The sequence below is a fragment of the Streptomyces sp. NPDC086080 genome (assembly GCF_044540255.1).
GTDB lineage: Bacteria > Actinomycetota > Actinomycetes > Streptomycetales > Streptomycetaceae > Streptomyces.
Genome location: NZ_JBITRU010000064.1, coordinates 1 through 21327, shown reverse-complemented (window position 1 = coordinate 21327; position 21327 = coordinate 1). Strand labels below are relative to the sequence as shown.

Annotated in this window: 18 protein-coding genes, 2 pseudogenes and 2 CRISPR repeat arrays; of the genes and pseudogenes, 7 read left to right on the top strand and 13 right to left on the bottom strand. The window is 72.3% G+C overall.

The window, feature by feature from the left end; all coding sequences use genetic code 11:
* The 4 genes and pseudogenes from ACIF9R_RS36970 to ACIF9R_RS36955 all read left to right on the top strand — a co-directional run.
* Positions 1–552, top strand: a pseudogene (locus ACIF9R_RS36970) (hypothetical protein); the annotation flags it as partial.
* Positions 536–1300 carry a polysaccharide deacetylase family protein gene (locus ACIF9R_RS36965; RefSeq protein WP_399987301.1) on the top strand — a complete coding sequence of 255 codons (765 nt, stop codon included), beginning with the start codon at positions 536–538 and terminating at the stop codon, positions 1298–1300. The pseudogene ACIF9R_RS36970 and the gene ACIF9R_RS36965, both read left to right, overlap by 17 nt.
* Complete coding sequence (locus ACIF9R_RS36960) at positions 1300–2436, top strand: glycosyltransferase (RefSeq protein ID WP_399987299.1); 1137 nt, start codon at positions 1300–1302, stop codon at positions 2434–2436. The genes ACIF9R_RS36965 and ACIF9R_RS36960 overlap by 1 nt, the downstream gene beginning before the upstream one ends.
* A 15-nt stretch (positions 2437–2451) precedes the next feature.
* On the top strand, positions 2452–3102 hold the full coding sequence (locus ACIF9R_RS36955; RefSeq protein ID WP_399987297.1) for a lipopolysaccharide biosynthesis protein: 651 nt from the start codon (positions 2452–2454) through the stop codon (positions 3100–3102).
* A 32-nt stretch (positions 3103–3134) separates the two neighbouring features.
* On the opposite strand, the gene ACIF9R_RS36950 is transcribed toward ACIF9R_RS36955, so the two are convergent.
* Positions 3135–4469 (bottom strand): glycoside hydrolase family 26 protein, encoded by a 1335-nt coding sequence (locus ACIF9R_RS36950; protein WP_399987295.1) that lies wholly within the window; start codon positions 4467–4469, stop codon positions 3135–3137.
* 182 nt (positions 4470–4651) lie between these two features.
* Here ACIF9R_RS36950 and ACIF9R_RS36945 point away from each other — a divergent pair, with 182 nt between their 5' ends.
* Together ACIF9R_RS36945 and ACIF9R_RS36940 are read left to right on the top strand one after the other, a co-directional pair.
* Positions 4652–5977 (top strand): ATP-grasp domain-containing protein, encoded by a 1326-nt coding sequence (locus ACIF9R_RS36945; protein ID WP_399987293.1) that lies wholly within the window; start codon positions 4652–4654, stop codon positions 5975–5977.
* Positions 5978–5979: 2 nt separating this feature from the next.
* A complete protein-coding gene (locus ACIF9R_RS36940) occupies positions 5980–7251 on the top strand; it encodes an NAD(P)-binding domain-containing protein (protein WP_399987305.1) in 1272 nt (423 codons plus the stop codon).
* 107 nt (positions 7252–7358) lie between these two features.
* Here the strand turns inward: ACIF9R_RS36940 and ACIF9R_RS36935 are convergent, their stop codons facing one another.
* The 12 genes and pseudogenes from ACIF9R_RS36935 to ACIF9R_RS36880 form a co-directional block, all read right to left on the bottom strand.
* Complete coding sequence (locus tag ACIF9R_RS36935; protein WP_399987291.1) at positions 7359–8300, bottom strand: chaplin; 942 nt, start codon at positions 8298–8300, stop codon at positions 7359–7361.
* Positions 8301–8489: 189 nt separating this feature from the next.
* Positions 8490–9389, bottom strand: a complete 900-nt coding sequence (locus tag ACIF9R_RS36930) for an ABC transporter permease (RefSeq protein ID WP_399987289.1) — start codon at positions 9387–9389, stop codon at positions 8490–8492.
* On the bottom strand, positions 9386–12043 hold the full coding sequence (locus ACIF9R_RS36925; RefSeq protein WP_399987287.1) for an alpha/beta fold hydrolase: 2658 nt from the start codon (positions 12041–12043) through the stop codon (positions 9386–9388). Before ACIF9R_RS36925 ends, ACIF9R_RS36930 begins: the two co-directional genes overlap by 4 nt.
* 232 nt (positions 12044–12275) lie before the next feature.
* Positions 12276–12609: a CRISPR direct-repeat array (repeat unit 29 nt; unit sequence CGGAACACCCCCGCGTCGGCGGGGAGGAC).
* A gap of 29 nt (positions 12610–12638) precedes the next feature.
* Positions 12639–13521: a CRISPR direct-repeat array (repeat unit 29 nt; unit sequence GTCTTCCCCGCCGACGCGGGGGTGTTCCG).
* Positions 13522–13745: 224 nt separating this feature from the next.
* A complete protein-coding gene (locus ACIF9R_RS36920) occupies positions 13746–14201 on the bottom strand; it encodes a hypothetical protein (protein WP_399987285.1) in 456 nt (151 codons plus the stop codon).
* Between the two features lie 76 nt (positions 14202–14277).
* A complete protein-coding gene (locus tag ACIF9R_RS36915) occupies positions 14278–14757 on the bottom strand; it encodes a hypothetical protein (protein ID WP_399987283.1) in 480 nt (159 codons plus the stop codon).
* Between the two features lie 265 nt (positions 14758–15022).
* Positions 15023–15229, bottom strand: coding sequence for a hypothetical protein (locus ACIF9R_RS36910; RefSeq protein ID WP_399987281.1), 207 nt, complete (start codon positions 15227–15229; stop codon positions 15023–15025).
* Positions 15226–15603, bottom strand: coding sequence for a DUF6415 family natural product biosynthesis protein (locus ACIF9R_RS36905; protein WP_399987279.1), 378 nt, complete (start codon positions 15601–15603; stop codon positions 15226–15228). The genes ACIF9R_RS36910 and ACIF9R_RS36905 overlap by 4 nt, the downstream gene beginning before the upstream one ends.
* Entirely contained in the window at positions 15600–15824 is a 225-nt protein-coding gene (locus tag ACIF9R_RS36900) for a hypothetical protein (protein ID WP_399987277.1), read from the bottom strand. Before ACIF9R_RS36900 ends, ACIF9R_RS36905 begins: the two co-directional genes overlap by 4 nt.
* Before the next feature lie 382 nt (positions 15825–16206).
* On the bottom strand, positions 16207–17394 hold the full coding sequence (locus ACIF9R_RS36895) for a helix-turn-helix domain-containing protein (protein WP_399987275.1): 1188 nt from the start codon (positions 17392–17394) through the stop codon (positions 16207–16209).
* Between the two features lie 109 nt (positions 17395–17503).
* Complete coding sequence (locus ACIF9R_RS36890; RefSeq protein WP_399987273.1) at positions 17504–18145, bottom strand: HAD family hydrolase; 642 nt, start codon at positions 18143–18145, stop codon at positions 17504–17506.
* 622 nt (positions 18146–18767) lie between these two features.
* Entirely contained in the window at positions 18768–20270 is a 1503-nt protein-coding gene (mmsA, locus tag ACIF9R_RS36885) for a CoA-acylating methylmalonate-semialdehyde dehydrogenase (protein WP_399987303.1), read from the bottom strand.
* Positions 20271–20499: 229 nt separating this feature from the next.
* Positions 20500–20595, bottom strand: a pseudogene (locus tag ACIF9R_RS36880) (5-deoxy-glucuronate isomerase); the annotation flags it as partial.
* 441 nt (positions 20596–21036) lie between these two features.
* Here ACIF9R_RS36880 and ACIF9R_RS36875 point away from each other — a divergent pair.
* Positions 21037–21240, top strand: coding sequence for a helix-turn-helix transcriptional regulator (locus ACIF9R_RS36875; protein WP_399987271.1), 204 nt, complete (start codon positions 21037–21039; stop codon positions 21238–21240).
* The last annotated feature ends 87 nt before the right edge of the window (positions 21241–21327 follow it).

Below are 21327 nucleotides of genomic sequence, written 5' to 3'. Positions count from 1 at the left end.
GACGCCCCGGGCAGCGGCCCGGCCCACGTCTCGGTCCGACGGGCCGGGCTCCCGACCACGGCCCCGACCGAGAACCCAGCCGACAACCCGGCCAGGAGCTCGGACGAGGACCCAGCCGACGCCCCGGGCAGCGGCCCGGCCCACGTCTCGGTCCGACGGGCCGGGCTCCCGACCACGGCCCCGACCGAGAACCCAGCCGACAACCCGGCCAGAAGCTCGGACAAGGACCCAACCGACGCCCCGGCCAGCGGCCCGGACAGGGGCCCGGACAGGGGCCCGGCCGGCGTCCCGGCCAGGGTTTCGGTCGGTGTCCGCAAGGTTCTCGCCGAGCTGAGCCGGCCCGTCCTCGCCTCGGCCCTCGCCATCACCGCCGGGACCTACGCCGCGAGCCGGTTCGCGTCCCCGGTCGCGGCCCTCGCGGCCGGCTGTCTCACCGTCACCGCCGTCTTCGTCCCCCTCGTCCTGTCCGTCCTCGGCACCCGGGGCCCGGCATCCGCGCTGCGCTCCGTACGCACCGTCACACGAAAGCTCACACATGGCCGCTCCCGTTGACTCCCCCGACACCGGCAGACTCCCGGCGCCCCGGCCCGGACCCGTCCCCTGGGTGGCGATGTACCACTCGGTGGGCGACTGCTCGGACGACCCCTACCGCATCACGGTCACGCCCGAGCGGCTGGAGCGGCAGCTGGCGTGGCTGCGCCGGCGCGGGCTGCGGGGCGTGTCCGTCGCCGAACTGCTCGCCGCGCGGGCCCGGGGCGAGGGGCGGGGCCTGGTCGGTCTCACCTTCGACGACGGGTACACCGACTTCCTCACCGCCGCCCTGCCGCTGCTGCACCGCTTCCACTGCGGCGCCACCCTTTTCGTCCTGCCGGGACGGCTCGGCGGCGACAACGAGTGGGACCCGCTGGGCCCGCGCAAACCGCTGCTGACCGCGGACGGCGTCCGGCGCGTCGCCGAGGCGGGCGTGGAGATCGGCTCGCACGGACTGACCCATGTCGACCTCACCCGTGCGGACCACACCGTCCTCACCGCCGAGGTCACCGAGAGCCGCGCCCGGCTCGAAGAACTGACCGGCGCTCCGGTGCACGGGTTCTGCTACCCGTACGGCACGGTCGACGCCCGCGCGGTCGAGGCCGTGCGGAAGGCGGGCTACACCTACGCCTGCGCCATCGATCCCGGCCCGCTGACCGGCCCGCACGCCCTGCCGCGCGCCCACGTGGGGCAGGACGACACGGCACTGCGCCTGTACCTCAAGCTCCGGCTGCACCGGCTGCGCCGGCGCCCGGTGGAGGGCGTGTGATGAGGGCACTGCACATCATCACCGGCCTCGGCATCGGCGGGGCCGAGCAGCAGCTGCGGCTGCTGCTGCGCCATCTGCCCGTCGACTGCGACGTGGTGACGCTCACCAACCCCGGACCGGTCGCCGAGGGACTCGGCGCCGACGGGGTCCGCGTCGTCCATCTGGGCATGGGCGGCAACCGGGATCTGGCCGCCCTGCCCCGCCTGGTGAAGGTGATCCGCTCCGGACGCTACGACCTGGTCCACACCCACCTCTACCGGGCCTGTGTCTACGGCCGGCTCGCCGCCCGGGTCGCCGGGGTCCGCGCGGTCGTCGCCACCGAACACTCCCTCGGCGACTCGCAGATGGAGGGCCGCCGGCTGACGGCGGGAGTACGCACGCTGTATCTGGCGAGCGAACGGCTCGGTTCGGCGACGGTCGCCGTCTCCCCGACGGTGGCCGACCGGCTGAAGCGCTGGGGGGTGCCCGCCCCGCGGATCGAGGTCGTCCCCAACGGCATCGACGTGGACCGCTTCCGCTTCGAGCCGGAACGGCGTGAGCGCACCCGCCGGCGCCTCGGTCTGCCGCAGGGCGCCTTCGTCGTCGGCGGCGTCGGCCGGCTCACCCGGGGCAAGCGGTTCGACGTCCTGGTCCGCGCGCTGGCCCTGCTCCCGGAGGACCACTGGCTGCTGCTGGTGGGCGGCGGCCCCGAGGAGCACGTACTGCGCCGCACGGCCCACGAGGCCGGGGTGGCCGGGCGGGTCCTGTTCACCGGGGAACGCCCCGGTGTCCCCGACGGCTCCCCGGGCCCCGACCTGCCCTCGCTCACCTCGGCGATGGACCTGTTCGCCTCCCCGTCCGCCGAGGAGGCCTTCGGGCTCGCGGCCGTGGAGGCGCTGGCGTCCGGACTGCCCGTGCTCTACGCCTCCTGCCCGGCGATCGAGGACCTGCCGCCGACGGCCTCCTCCGGTGCCCGCCGGGTGCGCGGCGGCCCGGACTCGTACGCGCGCGCGATCACCGAGGTCCGCGCGGCGGGCCCCGCCCCGCGCACGGCCGCGGAGGCCGCGCGCCACTACAGCATCACCCGCAGCACAGCCCGCCTCATGGACGTGTACGCGGCGGCCGTCGCCGGCTCGCCGCCGTCCTCCACCTCTTAAGGGAGCAAGCCCGTCATGACCGACACCCCGACCCGTCGGCGCCTTCCGTCCCTGGACCGCGTCAGGAAGCTGCCGGCCTGGTCCGCGCTGGTGGCGGGCACGCTCGTCGGCGGACTGTTCGGCGGCGCGTACGGCCTGCTGACACCCCCGTCGTACAGCGCCACCAGTTACGTCGTCGCCGTACCGACCGGGAACGCCACCCCGGACGCCGCCCGCGGCTTCGCACAGGCGTACGGCCGGGTCGCCACCCAGCTCGCGGTGCTGGGCGACGCGCAGGTGTGGGCCGGGGTGCCGGTGCGGACGCTGCGGGACAGCGTGCGCACGGCCACCTCGCCGGACGCGCCGATGGTGTCCGTCACGGCCACTTCCGCGCGGCCCGAGCAGGCCGTCGACATGGCCAACGCGGTCTCGCGCGCCCTGACCCGGCACGCGGAGGACACCAAGGGCAGCACGCGGGTGCGACTGGTGCAGTTCTCGCGTGCGGTGCGGCCGAGCGGGCCGGCGTCCGCGTCGTCCGCGGTCACCGCGCTGGTGGGGGCGAGCGCCGGCGGGCTGCTCGGCGGTCTTGCCCTGCTGGTGCGGCCGAGGCGGGGCGGCCGGGACGAGGACGCGCTGCCCGCCGCCTCGGTGCCCGCCCCGGCCACCGCCGCCGATGTGCAGCGATGACGGCGGTGAACCCGGCCGGGAGGAACTGCGCGCTAGCGGCTGCGCGACCACCAGTCGAAACGCAGACAGAGCTTCCCGCCGAGCCAGTGTTCCACCCAGCGGCCCAGGTCCAGCGGGGAGCAGTTCTCCGAGGGCACCGGCTCGGTGGGCGCGGTGGGCGCCGGGGTGCCGTCCGGGTCGGCGTCATGGGTGCGGCCGTAAAGGACGGACCGGTAGACGCGGGAGGAGTCGGGGTTGTCGTCGCACTGCCACACCCCGTGCGGGCAGTAGTCCGTCACCGTGTTGTAGAGCGGCCGGTGTTCGTCCATCCACGCGAGCATGCGCCGCATGTACACGGGATTGTCGCCGTTGCGGAAAAGCCCCCACTCCGGATAGGAGATGGGCTTGCCGTGGGCTTTGGCGAAATCCACGTGCGCCTTGAGGCCGTAGGGCTCCTTCACCTGTTCGTCGAAGGACATCCCGGACGGCTGGTCGTAGGAATCCATTCCGACGATGTCGACCGTGTCGTCCCCCGGGTAGCACTGCGTCCAGGGAACGGCGTCCCGGCCCCGGCTCGGCGTGAAATCGAATCGGAATTGCTGCCCCGGAACCGCGCGCATGGTGGTGACGATGCGGTTCCAGTACGTCTTCCAGGACTCCGGGTCGGGTCCGCACCGGTGGGTGTAGGTGACGCCGTTCATCTCCCAGCCGAGCACCACGATCGTGTCCGGCACCTTCAGCTCGACGAGCCGTTCGGCGAGGGCACGGAAGTGGTGGTCGAACTCCCCGGCCGCGCCCCGGCGCAGCAGCCTGCGGACCTCCTCGTCGGAGACGCCCTCCTCGTTGCGCTCCTGCATGGGGACGTTGAGGACGAGCATCCGGTCGTCGTCGGCGTTGCGCCACTGCGCCCACGCCTCGAGGAACCGGATGTCGCCCTCGATGTCGCTCCAGCGGTTGCCGGGCAGGTAGGTGTGCCCGACACGGAGTTCCGCCCCGCCCAGCCAGCGGCTGAACTCCTCCATGCGGTCCACGCCACGGGCGTCGGAGGCGAGGAAGGCGCCGAAGGCCGGCACACCCCGCTCCCTTCCCGGGACGGACGGCGCGGTGACCGGCGGCGCGGTGAGCGACGGCATACCGACGGCCGGGAGCATTGGGATCGCGGGCCTGGGGACGGTAGGTGCGGAAACGGTGGGTGCGGGCACGGTGGGTGTCGGGACGGCCGGCGCCATCGCGGGCCCCGGCGGGGCCGGCACCGCGGGGCGGGAGCCGTCGGCCCGCACCTGTCCCACCCCTGCCGCGGGCCCGGCCGCCAGGGCGGCAGACACGACGAAGACCGCCGCGCCCACGGCCATTCCGCGGGCCCGGACCCGCCTGTGCTCTGGGGCCATGGGCTGCTCCTCTTCTCGCACGCGTCCGCCTTCTGCCAGAAGCCTTGTCCGGATGCCTTGTCCTTGACGAACAGTCATATGAATTGAGTCATACGAAATCCGCCGGTGCCACTGTCACTGCGGCTTTCGAGTGCCGTTCCCATCCGTACGGGTGACGCGGCACCAGAAGAAAGTGAGAATGCGTGTCCTTGCTTGACACCCGGTTTCCCGCCGTAGTGCTGCGGAGCGACCGGAATCCCTTTCATCACGGAACACTGGGGGCCGTACGGTCGCTCGGCAGGGCCGGCGTGGACGTCCATGTCGTCGCCGACTGCGCGGGAAGTCCCGTCCGGCGCTCGCGCTATGTGCGCCGTATGCATCCCCCGCCGGCCCCGGGCGCGTCCGCGGAGGAGATCCTCGCCGTGCTGCGCCGGGTGGCCGCCCAGGTGGGGCGCCCGGCCGTGCTGATCCCCATGGACGACGCGACCGCGATCGCCGCGGCACGTCTGCGCGACGACCTCGCCCCGTCCTATCTGCTGCCCGCGCTGCCGGCCACCCTGCCCGAACGCGTCGCCGACAAGGCCGAACTGGCCACGCTGTGCGCCGCCGCCGGAGTTCCGCACCCGCGAACGCTGCTCCCCGACAGCCCCGGCCGGGCGGCAGAGGACGCGGGGCGCCTCGGGCTGCCCCTGGTGGCGAAGTGGAGCCGCCCCTGGCTGCTCCCGCCCGGCAGCGGACTGCGCAGCACCCAGCTGGTGCACTCCCCCCGGCAGGCCGGGGAGCTGCAGGCGCGCACCGCCGAGGCGGGCAGCGCGCTGCTGCTCCAGTCGTATCTGCCGCCGGGCGAGGACCGGGACTGGTTCTTCCACGGCTACGCCGACCGCTCGGGCACGGTCCGCGCGGGCGGCACCGGCCGCAAGCGGCGGTCCTGGCCGCGCGGTGCGGGACTGACCGCGGTCGGCCACTGGACCCCGAACGCCGAGGTCCACGCGCTCGCCGAGCGGCTCACCGCCGAACTCGGCTACCGCGGCGTGTTCGACCTCGACTTCCGCCGCTGCGGCACCACCGGCCGCTACCACCTCCTCGACTTCAACCCGCGCCCCGGCGCCCAGTTCCGGCTGTTCGCGGACCGGGCGGGACTCGATGTCGTACGCGCCCTGCACCTGGACCTGACCGGCCGTCCGGTGCCGGAGGGGGAAGCGGTGGCCGGGCGGTCCTTCGTGGTGGAGAACTACGCGCCGTTCGCCGCACTGCGCACGGCGCCCGCCGGACGCGAACTGGCCTGGTACGCCGGTGACGACCGCGCTCCCGGACGGGCGATGTGGGCGCTGTGGGCCCGCCATGTGTCCGGCCGGCTGCGGCAGCGGCTGATCACGCCCGCCCCGGTACCGGCGCCGCGCCCCGTCCCCGCGGCGGCCACCCCCTTCCCGGCCTCCCCGGCCCTTCCGGCCGTTCCGGCCACCGCGGCCCTTCCGACCTCCCCGACCTCCCCGACCTCCCCGACCGGCAACGAGAAAGCGAGCAGCTGATGATGTACGACCTTCTGGTGGTGGGCGCGGGTCCGTACGGTCTGTCGATCGCGTCCCACGCCGCGGCCGCCGGACTGAACCTGCGCGTCTTCGGCCGGCCCATGGCGTCCTGGCGGGATCACATGCCCGCCGGCATGTTCCTGAAGTCGGAGCCGTGGGCGTCCAGCCTCTCGGACCCGGCCGGGTGCTGGAAACTGGACGTGTACTGCGCCGAGCAGGGTATGACGGCACGTCATGCGGAGCCGATCCCGGTGGAGACGTTCGCCTCGTACGGCCTGTGGTTCGCCCGCAACGCCGTGCCGGCGGTGGACGAGCGCATGATCACCCGGGTGTCGTCCGGCCCCGACGGCTTCACGGTGGTCACCGAGGACGGGGAGGCGCTGCACGCGCGGACGGTGGCGCTGGCGGTCGGGGTGATGCCGTTCATCGAGGTGCCCGCTGCCCTGCGCGGACTGCACCCCACACTGGTGACGCACAGCAGCCACCACAGCGACCTGGGCCACTTCCAGGGCAAGGACGTCACGGTGATCGGCGGCGGCCAGGCCGCGCTGGAGACAGCCGCACTCCTCGCCGAACAGGGCACGCGGGTACGGGTGCTGGCCCGCGCCGAGCGGCTGCGGTGGAACGATGTGCCACCGGCCTGGGAGCGGTCCCGGTGGCAGTCGCTGCGTTCACCGCACAGTGGGCTGGGCCCCGGGTGGCGGAACTGGTTCTACTCCGAGCGCCCCGGCCTGTTCCGGCGGCTGCCCGAGGCGACCCGTTCGCGGATCGCGGCCACGGCGCTGGGTCCGGCCGGCGCGTGGTGGGTGCGGGAGCGGGTGGAGCGGGCGGTGGACCTGCTGCCGGGCCACGAGGTCACCGCGGCCGCCGCGGTGCCGGGAGGGCTCAGGCTCGACCTGACCGACCACACCGGCGCACGGCGCAGCGTGGAGACCGAACACGTCATCGCCGCCACGGGGTTCAAGCCGTACCGTGACCGGCTCGGGCTGCTCTCCGCCGAACTGCGCGGCTCGATGGCGGCGCTGCCCGACGGCTCCCCCGCGGTCGGCCACGGCTTCGAGTCCTCGCACCCCGGCCTGTTCCTCGCGGGCCTGGTGACCGCGTCCGGCTTCGGCCCGGCGATGCGCTTCGTGCACGGCGCGACGTTCACGGCGTCGACCCTGGTCCAGGGGGTGCGCCGACGGCTCCGGGCGACCCCGGTGCGCGGCACGGTCCCGGTGCCGGGAAGCGGCAGCCGCAGCGGTGCGCCGTCGCCGTCGGCGGTGCGCGGCTGACCGGCGGAGGGAGTACGACGAAGCGTCCCCCGGACCGATCAGGTCCGGGGGACGCTTCGCTGGAGGGGTGCGGGTGCCGGCCGGGGCGGGGCCGGCACCCGGGACCGCTAGCCGCGGGCGCCGACGCGTCCGCGGCGGTACAGCACCGCACCACCCGCGAGCAGCGCGGCACCGGCGGCCGAGGCGGCCAGCAGGCCGTCGCTGCCGGTCTCCGCCAGATGCGGCGGGTTGCCGGGCTCGTCCACGGCCGGCGGCTCCTCGTCCACGGTGGGAGGCGTCTTCACCTTGGTGGGAGGCTCCGGCTTCTCCTTTTCCTTCTCCGTCTCGTGACCCGTCTCGTTGACGCAGGTGTTGTCGCTGGCGTCGTTGAACAGGCCGACGAAGTTGACGCTGTTGCCGCACGCGTTCAGCGACAGGTCGACGGGCGCCTGGACGACGTTGCCGGACAGGACACCGGGCGAGCCCTTGGCACCGCCCACCGCGTGCGCGCCACCGGACTCGGAGTGCGCGGCACCGGAACCGGTGTGCGAGGTACCGGACGTGGACTCCTGGTACGACGGGTCCACCGAACGGTCCGCGGACGTGTCGGAACCGTGGCCGCCGTCGGAGATGTTGGCGCAGGTGTTGTCGGTCGCGCCGTTGAGGGCCGCGGCCCCGTTGACGCTGTTGCCGCAGGCGTTCACCGGCGCGTGGACCGGTGCCTGCACGTTGTTCCCCGACAGCACACCGGGCGAGCCCTTGGTGCCGCCCACCGCGTGCGCGCCGCCGCCGGAGTCACCGTGCGTGCTGTCGTGGGACGTGCCGGAGCTGTTGACACACGTGTTGTCGGAGGCCTCGTTCAACGCCCCGATCGCGGTGACGGTGTTGCCGCACGCGTTCACCGGCGCGTGGACCGGTGCCTGCACGTTGTTCCCGGACAGCACACCGGGCGAATCCTCGGCACCGCCCGCCGCGAACGAGTCGGCGAGGGCGGGGGTTCCGTACAGGGACAGGATGCCCGTGGCGGCCGCCGCCGCCGCGAACACTCCCCTGCTCAGGTTCTGTCGCAATGTGGTTGTCTTCCTGCTTGAAGAAATCGGGAGCGGCCATGCGTTCTGGCCCTCCGCTGCCGCATGGCCTACTCCCTCATCAACCCGACTCGGCGGAATCGGTTGCGCAAGTTCACCCGGTTGGCCCGCACGCGAGCCCGGAACCGGGGCGGACGCGCGGTCCGGGAGGCGTGGGGACAGGCGGCGCCGTCAGGACACCACGTCCTTGCGTACGAACCCGCGGAACGCCAGCGCGAACAGCACCAGCGCGTAGGTCACGGAGACCGCCGCGCCCTGGATCATGCCGGACCACTCCGGGGTCGGCTGGACGGCGTCCGCCCAGGCGAACTGCCAGTGCGCGGGCAGGAAGTGACGCCAGTCGCCCAGCGCGGTCACGGCGTCCAGCACATTGCCGACGATGGTCAGCCCCACCGCCCCGCCGACCGCGCCCAGCGGGGCGTCGGTACGCGTGGACAGCCAGAACGCGAGGCCGGCGGTGACCAGCTGCGACACGAACAGATACGCGACGACGATCACGAGCCGCTGCGCCGCCGTACCCGGCTCCAGCGCGCCGCCGGTCGGGATCCGGAGCGGCCCCCAGCCGTAGGCGACCGTACCGACGGCGAGCGCCACCACCGGCAGCAGCACCATCGCGGCGAGGCTCAGCCCCAGTCCGACGACCAGCTTGGACCACAGCAGCCGCATCCGGGGCACCGGCGCGGCGAGCAGATAGCGCAGGGAGGACCAGCCGGCCTCCGAGGCGACCGTGTCCCCGCAGAACAGGGCGACGGGGATGACCAGCAGGAAGCCCGCGGACACAAACAGGTTCACGGCGGCGAAGTTGGCGCCGGACGCGGTCGCCGTGTCCATCAGGTTCACCCGGCCGCCCGGACGGTCCGGCTCACCGCCGATGGCGAAGGCGACCACCAGCACGAACGGCAGCAGGGCGAGGATCGCGCCCATGACGTAGGTGCGGCGCCGCTTGAGCTGGCGCGCCAGCTCCACCCGCAGGGGCAGGGTGCGTCCCGCGCGGTAGCCGTCGGCGACCTCGACGGGCCCGGCCGCAGTCGTCGGCTCCGCGGGCTCGCTCCGCTCGGTGAGCGTGCTCATGCGGAACCTCCGATCAGGGTGAGGAAGGCGTCTTCGAGGCGCCGGTGCGGGCCGACGGACGCCACGGGCACCTCAAGGCGGACCAGTTCGGCGATCAGGAGCGGGGCGGTGCCGTCGGCGTCCAGCCGGACCAGCAGCCCCTCGTCGGTACGGACGGCCGAGGCGACCCCCGTCAGCGCGGCGACCTTCTCGGCGACCGGCTCGTCCACGGGCTCCTGGGTACCGACGAGCAGGGTGTCACCCGATCCGATGATCTCGTGCACCGGACCCGCCTGGACCAGCTTCCCCCGGTCCATGACCACGAGATGCGTACACGACTGCTCGACCTCCGCCAGCAGATGGCTGGAGACGATCACCGTGCGCCCGGCCGCCGCGTACCGGATCATCACCTCGCGCATCTCTCGGATCTGCGGCGGGTCGAGGCCGTTGGTCGGTTCGTCGAGGATGAGCAGGTCCGGAAGGCCGAGCATGGCCTGGGCGATGGCGAGGCGCTGCCGCATGCCCTGGGAGTACGTGCGCACCGCGCGGGCCAGCGCGTCCCCGAGCCCTGCGATCTCCAGGGCCTCCGCCAGGTGGGCGTCCTCCGGCGGGCGGCCGGTGGCCCGCCAGTACAGCTCCAGGTTCTCCCGCCCGGACAGATGCGGCAGGAAGCCCGCCCCCTCGACGAACGCGCCGACCCGCGACAGCACCGGCGCACCGGGCCGGATGGCGTGCCCGAACACCCGGATCTCGCCGTCGTCGGGCCTGATCAGCCCCATCAGCATGCGCAGGGTGGTGGTCTTGCCCGCGCCGTTCGGCCCGAGCAGCCCGAGCACCTGCCCCTTCTCTACCCGGAACGACAGATCCTTGACGGCGTACCGGTCCGAGGAACGGGCGTACCGCTTGCTCAGGCCGCTGATCCGGAGCGGGACGTCGGCCAGTCCCGGGTCGGGCGCCGGGGCGCTGGTACGCCGACGACCGGTCAGCAACAGGGCGAGGGCGATCAACGCACCGCCGACCGGCAGCCACACCACCCACGCGGGCAGCGGCGCGGCGGCGGTGGACACACCGGGCGCGGTGGGCACGGTGAGGTCGCTCCTCAGGGAGACGGTGTACGTCGCGGGGGCGGCCGGGGAGGCGTAGCCGAGGTCGGTGGAGGCGAGGACCAGGCGCAGCCGGTGGCCCTTCTCGACCTCGTGATCGACGGCGGGAAGGGCGATGGTCACGTCCTTCCCCTCCCTGGCACCCTCGACGCGCACCGGGGCGACCAGCTGCGACGGCAGCACCTGCTGACCGCCGTCCGGGCCGACGTCGTACACCTTGCCGAACAGGACGGCGTCGTCGCTGGTGGACCTGACGTGCACGGTGACGGTCGGCGATCCGGTGATCCGCAGATCACTGCCGACCGGCGCGGACTCGAAGCGGGCGTACTGGCCGGGAAAGTCCAGCGAGATACCGACACCGAGGGCGGACAACTCGGCAAGCCCCCCGGAACCACCGAGCCCCGGCAGCGCGGAGACGGCGGGTGGACTCGCCCCGGCGGGATTCTCGAAGCTCTGCTCGGCCCTGCCCCGGAGCGCGACGGTCCGACCCTCGCTCCCCAACCCCGGGTAACGGTCGGCACTCGCCCCGTTCAGCACGGCCTGCCCGTCGGTGGAGTCGACACCCCCGGTGCGGGTGACCCGGAAAGCGGGCCCGGTGTCGACCCCCTCATCCCCCTTCAGATACCGATCGAACCAGGCACCTACCCGCTCCTCCAGGCGCCCGGTCTCCGGATCGCCCCCGTCGTGCCCACCGGCGATCCAGTCGACGTCGACCGGTGCGCCGTTGCCACGGATCGCCCGCGCGGCGGCGTCGGCCTGCCCGAGCGGGAAGAGGGAGTCCGACTGGCCCTGCATCAGCAGTGTGGGCACGTCGATACGCTCCGCGACGGCCGACGGCGAGTTCGCCCGAAGCAGCTCACGCGCCTCGGCATCCGGCACACCCGACTCGGCGACCCGCTGGTACATCTCGCACAACGCCGGCTGGAACTTCTCGCACCCTCCGCCGCTGTTGATGAACAGACCGGCCCACACCTTCTTGAACACGCCGTTCGGGAACAGCGCGTCGGCGAGGTCGAAGTAGGTGATCGCCGGGGCGACGGCATCCACCCGGTCATCGTGTCCGGCGCCGAGCAGCGCGATGGCACCACCGTACGAACGACCGGCCATCCCGACCCGAGGGTCACCGTCCTTGTCGAGCCGCACCTCGGGCCGCTGCGCCAGCCAGTCGATCAGCCGCGAAACGTCGGCGACCTCACCCTCCGGGTCGTTCAGCCCGATCTTCCCGGTCGACTCCCCGAACCCCCGCGCGGACCAGGTCAGCACCGCGTACCCGTCCCGCGCGAGCCCCTCGGCCTGCTCCCGCACGTCCTCCTTGCTGCCACCGAACCCGTGCCCCAGCAGGACAGCGGGCCGTCGGCCGTCCCCTCCGGACGTGAAGTACGAGGTGTCGATCCGCACCCCGCCCTCCATGGCCATGACCCGGTCGGCGCGGCGCACCGCGGGCGCCTCGTCGGAGGCAACGGCACTCCACGTACCGGCACCGGCCAGCACGACGACGGCGGCCACGGCGGCGGCCGTCCGTCGAGGCCGCCATGACCACGGCCACCGCACTCCGGGCAGTCGAATCTTCATGGGCCAACCGTACGGGTCGAACCTGTCGGCCCCATGCCGACCGAAGACCGAGCCGGGGGACCTCCCAGCGGCGTACGCCACGACTGCCGTGTACCGCATCCGCAGTACGCAGGGAAGAGACGACCAAGAGTCACATATGACCACATTGCGGATAAACCAGTCCACGCAACTGGCTCTGCGACATTGTTCGGTGGTAAAGGCTCGATCTCGTCCGGGGCCCGGCCCAGTCCGGGCAGACACCCCCACGTCGGCGGGGAGTAGGCGGTACTCGGAGGCATCTCACGGATCCGCGACGGAACACCCCCGCGTCGGCGGGGAGGACGCAAGAGCAGCCCGGACTCCGAGGCCACGTCGCGGAACACCCCCGCGTCGGCGGGGAGGACGCAAGAGCAGCCCGGACTCCGAGGCCACGTCGCGGAACACCCCCGCGTCGGCGGGGAGGACGGTGGGCTCGTTGGTCTGCTCGGGTCCGGTCGCGGAACACCCCCGCGTCGGCGGGGAGGACACCCATCGGGGCTGCCATCCGTCCTTGACGGCCGGAACACCCCCGCGTCGGCGGGGAGGACAACAGCCCCACCACCGGCCACCCGGCAATGTCTTCCCCGCCGACGCGGGGGTGTTCCGACCACGCAGGATGTGCGCCCGCTCCTCGGCCTGTCTTCCCCGCCGACGCGGGGGTGTTCCGGGCGAGGAGTAGGGCGCGGGCGGTCATCAGCGGTCTTCCCCGCCGACGCGGGGGTGTTCCGCCGCTGCCGGTGTACAGGCCGCCGGTGGCGCCGTCTTCCCCGCCGACGCGGGGGTGTTCCGGCGGCCGCATGCCGGTGGTCGGGTGCTGCGCCGTCTTCCCCGCCGACGCGGGGGTGTTCCGGCGACGCGGTGGGAGGTGTTGCGGGTGACGTCGTCTTCCCCGCCGACGCGGGGGTGTTCCGCCCCGGGCCGGTGTCCGGCGGGGGCGAAGGGCGTCTTCCCCGCCGACGCGGGGGTGTTCCGGCACCCCAGGCGCTGGCGCGCCGGCCCTCACCGTCTTCCCCGCCGACGCGGGGGTGTTCCGTCGTGGCGGCGGCGCCAGTTGGAGACGGCGGCGTCTTCCCCGCCGACGCGGGGGTGTTCCGCGACTCCGCGACGTTCTGCGCGAGGTATTGCCGTCTTCCCCGCCGACGCGGGGGTGTTCCGTGCTCCGGAATCTCACTCATGACCCGGACCGTGTCTTCCCCGCCGACGCGGGGGTGTTCCGCCCCGGGCCGGTGTCCGGCGGGGGCGAAGGGCGTCTTCCCCGCCGACGCGGGGGTGTTCCTCTACACAGCCCATGACCGGCTGTGATCAACCGGTCTTCCCCGCCGACGCGGGGGTGTTCCGGCTTCCCGCCAGGTGGTGGCGACCACGGAGTGGTCTTCCCCGCCGACGCGGGGGTGTTCCGATCCTCCGGGAGATCGGGGAGGACCTGTTCACGTCTTCCCCGCCGACGCGGGGGTGCTCCGCCCACCTGAGCCAGGTGCAGTTGGGCGAGCGCATCGGCCGGGACCACAAAGCGATCCACCGGTGGGATACCGCACAGCGCCTGCCGAACCTCCTGAACCTGCTCCTCCTAGCCGACGCTCTCGACATCCCCCTGGCGCGCGCCTCGTCGACAGGCACCCGGCAGCAAGAGGCCCCGCCCATCCGCCACAGGGGACAACGGACGGACGGGGCCGGTCTCGGAGGGCTACGCGGCGACGAGCGGGCCTTCCAGGAGCGCGTGAGCTCGCTCGGTCAGCGCCGGATCGTCCAGCATCATGCGGCCCGCCACTACCCGCCTGTGGCCGTAGTAGGTGCTGTCCAAGGCGACCGCGTGCGCCATATCGAGCGACCAGCCGGCGTCCGGCACGTCGACGGTGCCGGGCTTCATCACGGTCCGGGACCCGTAGCCGGTGCAGGCCAGCCAGCAGGCGCACCGCTGGTCGCGATTTCCCTTCCACTCACCCACGAAACCGTGGCGTCCGCCAAGGGCGAACAAGTCGCCGGGCTCGAATTGGTTGCCTTCGACGGGGAGCACACCGAGGACCGCGGTCAGACCGGTGTCCATGGTCGTGTAGGTCAGGATGCAGCGGGAGCCGGTCTCCCAGTCGTGCAGCATCGAGAAGATCGTGACCCTGCCAGTGCTGCTCAGGTTCCTCGCCATCGGTGCGTCCCTTTCTTCCCGGTGGCCGACCCGTCTCTGTACCGGCGAGGCCGGCCACCTCTCACGAGGTCAGAGGTCAGCCGTGGTCACCGCAGGGCAGCGGGTCGGGCTGGCCGCCGTCGTCGCCGCACGTGTCCCCGCAGTCCACCTTGGCGGTCCACAACTCCGGGATCGCCGTGTACCCGGCGGCCCGGATGGCGTCGACGGTGGGCGAGATGGCGGCCTCGGGCGCGGGATAGGTCGCGCCACCCCAGCCATCGCAGGGGTTGTGGTGGACCTTGTGCCAGCCCGGCCTCTGGAAGAACGCGTCGTACTCGGCAGTGAAAGTCATGAACTCGTGCCACGCCGGGTCGACGTCCGCGCTCATGTACAGCGTCGGCGCCCCCTTGGGCTTGACCGCCGACGTGGCGAGGTAGGCGAGGACCTGGTCCGTGATGGCCTCGGCTCGCGCCTGCTCGAGGGCGGTGGTCTTGGCGACGCGCCTGCTCAGGCGGATGAAGAAGTCCGTGTCGACGAGGGTCCTCGCCGACACGGACTCCATGACTGGTGCAGACATGCTCACTCCTCTGATGATTGGGTGGTGGTGCATTGCAGGACCGCCCCAGGGCTCGGCCTGTCCAGGGTTCGGGGTCCTGGGGCGGGGGCTTGTGGGACCCATCCCGCCGGAGGCTTGCGGACCTTCCGGCGGGACGGGCGTATGGGGTGCGACCCTGACCCTGCGGTCGCCATGGGGGTGCGTCAGCTGGAGGTCCGCGCCAGCACCACGGTGAGGACCGGGCCCGAGACGAGGGCCACGTAGGTCAGCAGGCCGACGACGGCCTTCACGACGCCAGGGCCCTCACGATGAGGACACGGGCCATGGCACGGGCCGCCACCGGGTCCGGGCCGACCTGGTTGACGTGTGCGCGGTGCGCGTGGATGTCCCAGCCGGGCCCCGAGTTCCCTTCCTCGTGCCCGAGGTAGACGGCATCGTCGGGATCCTCGATCGGCTCACGGCAGGCCCGGCACACGGGCAGGGGCGCGGTCACCGCACGGCCTTGGTCAGCATCTCGTGGTGGTCGCACAGGGCGTTCAGCGCGCGGGCCAGGCGGCGGGCGTAGCCGGGGGCGCCGCCGAAGCGGGGAGACGGCTGCGCCTCCAGCCGGCTGCGGGCTTCCCACACACACCCGAGCACGGTGTAGCGGTGGATACTGCCCGGCTTCAGCTTCCGGGCCTCCGCCTCCACCGCGGGTACCAGCTCCTCGATGTGACCGCGCACGGTTTCGGTCAGCATCCGGAGCTCGTCACCGGTCGGCGGCAGGGCTTCGGGGACGGCATCGGGGTCCAGCAGCCGGTTCACGACCTCGCGCATCGTGACGAGGTTGACCGGTGTGGTCTGCGTGTCCGGGCGGGTGGCGTTCACCGGCCCACCGCCAGGCGGGCACGGTGACGGGTACACCGACAGGGCGGGAAGCCGTAGACGTCAGGGGCGAGCACGGCCGGGTCTTCCCCGAACCCGACGGCGACCAGCTCACCCCGGTCCTCGATGACGGTCCCCTCCGCGTTCACGGTGTAGACCTGAATCGTCATCTTGACGCCGGTCCCCGGCTTGACGCCCAGCTTCGGCGGGGCTGTAGCGTTCATGGTGTTGACGCTCCTTCGCAGCGTTGACCACGCCCCGGGACCGTCGCGCAACGGTCGCCGGGGTCTCCAGTTCATCCGTACGCCGGTCATGCGGCAGCCCTCTGGCTACGGCACCCGCATGTGGAGATCTCCCACACACGAGTGCTGCCACGGACCACGACGTGCCCAGCCGCGCGCAGGGCCCGGTGGACGGCTCCACAGTCGAAGCACGCCTCACCGTGCAGTCGGACGATGCTCACGCGCCCGTCGATGACCTCGGGCGCGAGCGGGAGTGCCTGGTGCAACCCCAGTTCCCATCTGCTGGTTCCTGCGCGTGCAACAGATGGTGGGGGCAGGGGAAGGTCACAAGTACCCCGGCGAGGGGTAGTCGGGGGGAGCCCGCTCAGGTGGCGGCGCACCACTCCGCGAAGTTGGTGAGGGTCTCGAAGTCGGAACGCTTCAGGCGGCGCAGGGTGGCTGCGTCCTCGCGGACCCATGGGTGCTCGCGGGTGTGCTGGGGAGCGATGTGTCGGGCGACTTTCAGGGACTCGAACGCATCATCGGCGAGGCCGGTCCACAGCTGGGCGCGGGCGAGTTCGATGTAGAAGGCAGAACGGCGTTCGGCCGGTAGGTCTTTGGAGGGTTTCCACTCTCTGGCGACTTCCAGGGCGCGGTCGACGTGATCGTCTCCGAGACCGACGGCGACAGACACTTCGTGGATCTTTACTGAGTCGGGGCCGAAGGCAGTACCGCAGTACACGCCTTCGGGAACCCGGTCGGCGAGCGTACGGGCTTCAGCGAGGTGGTGGTCGGCGGCTGAGGCGTCGTGGGCGCGGCCGGCGATGACGGCGGCTCGCATGTGGAGCGCGCCGCAGGCGGCGATCGTCGGAGCAGTTGTCGGGGCGGGCGCAGTATCCAGGGCCCGCTCCAGGGCGCGCAGGCCGGCCGTGTGGGCGCGGGCCGCAAAGAACGTCTCCGTGCGTACGTAAGCGACGGACGCGGTCAGTGCCGGATCGTCAGCTTCGAGGGCGGCCCACCGCATCAGTTCAACGAGGCGGGCGGAAAGGTCATGGGCACCGACCTTGTAGGCGACGGCATCAGCGGAGCGGTACGCCTTGACCAGGAGGCCGGCGAGTTCGGCGCGCTCTTCGGCGGGGGCCGCGTGGTAGGCGCGGGCGAGTTCGGTCAGCAGGTCCGGGAGGGTGCGCACGATCCGCGTGTACTGGGCCGCGACCCGCCACTGGGTGGCCTCCGCGACCGCTGTGTGCAGGTCCTGCCGGGGACGGACAGGGCCGTCCTCGGGGACGTCGTAGGTGGCGATCGCGGCGGAGAGCGCGGGCAGTGCGTCGTGGACACGGGTGTGCGCTGTCCCACGGTCGGTGCGCAGTCGGCCGGGGTCGACACCGAGGGCGTCGGCGATGACCTCGAGGGTGGCGTCGGTGACGCCTCGTTCGCCCCGCTCGATCTTCCGGATGGTGCCGAGGGCGACGCAGGCTGCGTCGGCGAGCTGCTGCTGTGTCAGCTTCGGTCGCATGACGCTGCGGTAGTAGGCAATCCGGCGGCCCACCCCGCCATCAGTGTGTGCGGGCATACTGGCTCCCAGTTCGGTGCATCCCACTCCACACGGTACTCACCTCTGTACGCCGGGTGTTCTGGAACGGCCTCGCCAACCATCCCCATCGTGAAGCCGTTTATGCCCGTCAGGCGCCGAAGATGCCGGTGAGCTGGGTAAGGCTGTCGATCTGCCAGTCCGCTTCCGCCGCTACCTTCGGATCGTCCGCCCACAGGTAGCCCCACGGTCCGCGGCGAAGGTGCGCCGTACGCAGCCCAGCCGCCTTCGCGGGGAACACGTCGTTGGCCGGGTGATCACCCACGTACAGGGTCGCCTCCGGGACCGTCTGCGCGACCTCGATGACCCGGTCGAAGAAGGCCGGTTGCGGCTTCGCAACACCCCACTCCCCCGAGGTGACGATCAGGTCCGCCGGGAGGTCCAGGCTTCGCAACAACTGCCCGGCGCGCGATGTCTGGTTCCCGGCGATGACCACGCGGATGCCCAGCTGGCGTAGCGCGGTCAGTGCTGGGCGGACGTCGTCGTACAGGTCGCTCTCGTCCAGGTCTTCCCCGCGGCCAGCGGCATCGCGGGCCTGGTACTCCGCAGCAACGTCGATGCCCGGCCGAACCAGGCGGAGAGCTTCGGCGTTGTCCTGCCCCCGGGCGACGACGGCACCCACGAGCGCGGACAGGGTGTGGCGGGGGACATCCAGCCAGTCGGCCCAAGACGCCCAGTACTGATCGTCCCGGGTGATCGTCTCGCCGACGTCGAACACGATGGTCTCAATCACGTCCGCAGCCTAGAGCCGAAAGCGTAAGCCTCCGCTGAGGGGTGCGCACCGGGGCCGAACCTCTCCCCCGCCGACGCGGGGGTGTTCCATGGGTCAGGTTACGTATGCAACCTCGCCACCGCCCGGAAGCTCGCGGCCGTTCTGCGGGGTGCCACCGGGGTGTCCCGGTGAACGGGCGGACGGAACGGTGCACGGCGGAAGACCGACGCCTGTTGCTGCGGTTACTGACCGGATTGACGAACAGCCTCCCGCGCGAGGAGGAACCTGAGCCGCGGGCACCGGAGTTGAGTGTGCGGCTCCGGGAGATCAATCGCTGGAGCAGTCACCGGGGCGGGCTGCGGTGATCCGGCGGCGGGTGTCGGATGTGGACTGGTTTTGCGCCGCCGCGCGGTACGGAGGAGATTCCGTGCGGGGCGCTGGTGGTGGATCCGGATTCGGGGCGGGTCGGGGTGTTGCAGGACGTCACCCCGTATGTGCCGCCCTGGCGTGGGGATCAGCGGCCGTGTCCGACCGCGTTCGTGCGTCCTGTCGGCGGGGGGCGGGAGTGGACCGTGCCGCCGGAGCGGTTGCGGGTGGTGGGCCGGGACCGTGGGTGAGGACGGGCCCGGCCCGGAGTCGGGGGTCAGTGGTTGCGCGGGAAGCCCAGGTCGACGCCGGTGGGGGCGTCGGCGGGGTCGGGCCAGCGGGTGGTGACGACCTTGCCGCGGGTGTAGAAGTGCGTGCCGTCGTTGCCGTAGATGTGGTGGTCGCCGAAGAGGGAGTCCTTCCAGCCGCCGAAGGAGTGGTAGCCGACGGGGACCGGGATCGGGACGTTCACGCCGACCATGCCGGCCTCGACCTCCATCTGGAAGCGGCGGGCGGCGCCTCCGTCGCGGGTGAAGATCGCGGTGCCGTTGCCGTAGGGGGAGGCGTTGATGAGGTCCAGGGCCTCCTCGTAGGTCTCGGTGCGCAGGACGCACAGGACCGGGCCGAAGATCTCGTCCTGGTAGGCCGCGGCGGACGTCGGCACCCGGTCGAGGAGGGAGATGCCGATCCAGTGGCCGTTCTCGTGGCCGTCGACCGTGTGGCCGGTGCCGTCGAGGACCACCTCCGCGCCCTCGGCTGCCGCGCCGGTGACGTACGAGGCGACCTTGTCGCGGTGGGCCGCGGTGATCAGCGGGCCCATCTCGGAGGTGGGGTCGTTGCCGGGGCCGATCTTGATCTTCTCGGCGCGCTCGCGGATCTTCTCCACCAGCGTGTCGCCGATCGCGCCGACCGCGACGACCGCGGAGATCGCCATGCAGCGCTCGCCGGCCGAGCCGTAGGCGGCGGAGACGGCCGCGTCGGCCGCCGCGTCGAGGTCGGCGTCGGGCAGCACCAGCATGTGGTTCTTGGCGCCGCCGAGGGCCTGGACGCGCTTGCCGTTCGCGGAGGCGGTGGTGTGGATGTAGCGGGCGATCGGGGTGGAGCCGACGAAGGAGACGGCCTTGACGTCGGGGTGGGCGAGGAGGCGGTCGACGGCCACCTTGTCGCCGTGGACGACGTTGAACACGCCGTCGGGCAGGCCGGCCTCGGAGAGGAGTTCGGCGAGGCGGACCGCGGCCGACGGGTCCTTCTCGGACGGCTTCAGCACGAAGGTGTTACCGCAGGCGATGGCGAGGGGGAACATCCACATCGGCACCATCGCCGGGAAGTTGAACGGCGTGATGCCCGCGACCACGCCCAGCGGCTGGCGGATCGACGACACGTCGACGCGGGTGGCGACCTGCGTGGACAGCTCGCCCTTGAGCTGGACGGCGATCCCGCAGGCCAGGTCGACGACCTCCAGACCGCGCGCGACCTCGCCGAGCGCGTCGGAGTGCACCTTGCCGTGCTCGGCGGTGATCAGCTCGGCGATCTCGTCGCGGTGGGCGTCGAGCAGCGCACGGAACTTGAACAGCACCGCGGTGCGGGCGGCCAGTGAGGACTGGCCCCAGCTCAGGTACGCCTCCTTGGCGGCGGCGACCGCGGCGTCGACCTCCTCCACGGACGCGAACGGGACCTTGGTGGTGACCTCGCCGGTCGCCGGATTCGTGACCGGCCCGTGGTTCCCCGAGGCGCCTTCGACGGTCTTGCCGCCGATCCAGTGGTTGACGATCTTCGTCATGACCGAGAACTCCTTCACAGATGGCGGCGTCGGGGGGAGACGTCGTGCCCGTTCGTGCAGCGCGTACAGCGCGTACAGCGCGTACAGCTCGTACAGCAGACCTTGTGGCCTCTTGCGGCTCGTGCGGTGCCGCCCGGGCCATGTCTTCATCCCACCAGGTCCGGGGCCCCGGGCGGGCCCGACACAGTGTCGGCCGTTCGGGTCTCCGAGTGGACAGATGGGAGTCCGGCGGAACCTCCGGCGCGGGGCCGCGGCGGGCGGGGAGTCGTCGCTCGCACCTCGCTCCTGCCAAAGCGAGGCGGCCTCCCGCGCCGGAGGCGTTCAGTGGGTGCCGGTGACGGGACCCGTGGGCGGGTCGGGTCGTGCGGCGCCATCGCGGTCCCTCCTACGGCTGTCGGCTCCGCCGTCCGTACGGCTCTCCCCGGTTTCTAGCCCGGTCCCGAAGCCCTGTCAATGCTTTGTCCGGACATTCGGACGATAAATTGACGGTATTTCGTCGGGGTGCCGAGCGAAGGCGCGGCAGTCAACGCGCCCCGCCGGTGAGCGGTGGTGCGCCCGTGCATCACTTCTGTCACGAAAGCGCCCGTACGGTCACGGGCGTCACGTCCGCGCGGCCCTTCCGTCACACCCGGCGCACAGCCCCTGCCCTGCCATGGTCCGGCCTCGTTCACCGGGCACAACGCATGCCTGATCACCAGCGCGGCACCCGGCTCCCCATGACGGCCACCCCCGGCCGCCGCCGTGGTGCGCGCGGGGAGGTGCAACCATGACCGACCGACGGCTGTGGTCCTACAAGGACATCGCGGCACACATCAAGGTGCAGCCGGACACCGTACGTTCCTACCGCAAGCACGGACTGCTGCCTCCGCCCGACCACGTGGAGAGCGGCAAGCCCTACTGGTACGCCGACACCGTCCGCGCCTGGGTCGCCGCCCGGCCGGGCAACCGGGGCGGCCGCAGAGACGGCTGACAGTGAGGATGTGACGTGGTGACGCTCCCGGTGGGTCTGACCCCTCGGCTGACTGACGTCTCGACTGTCCTGTTTGGGATTTGTCGG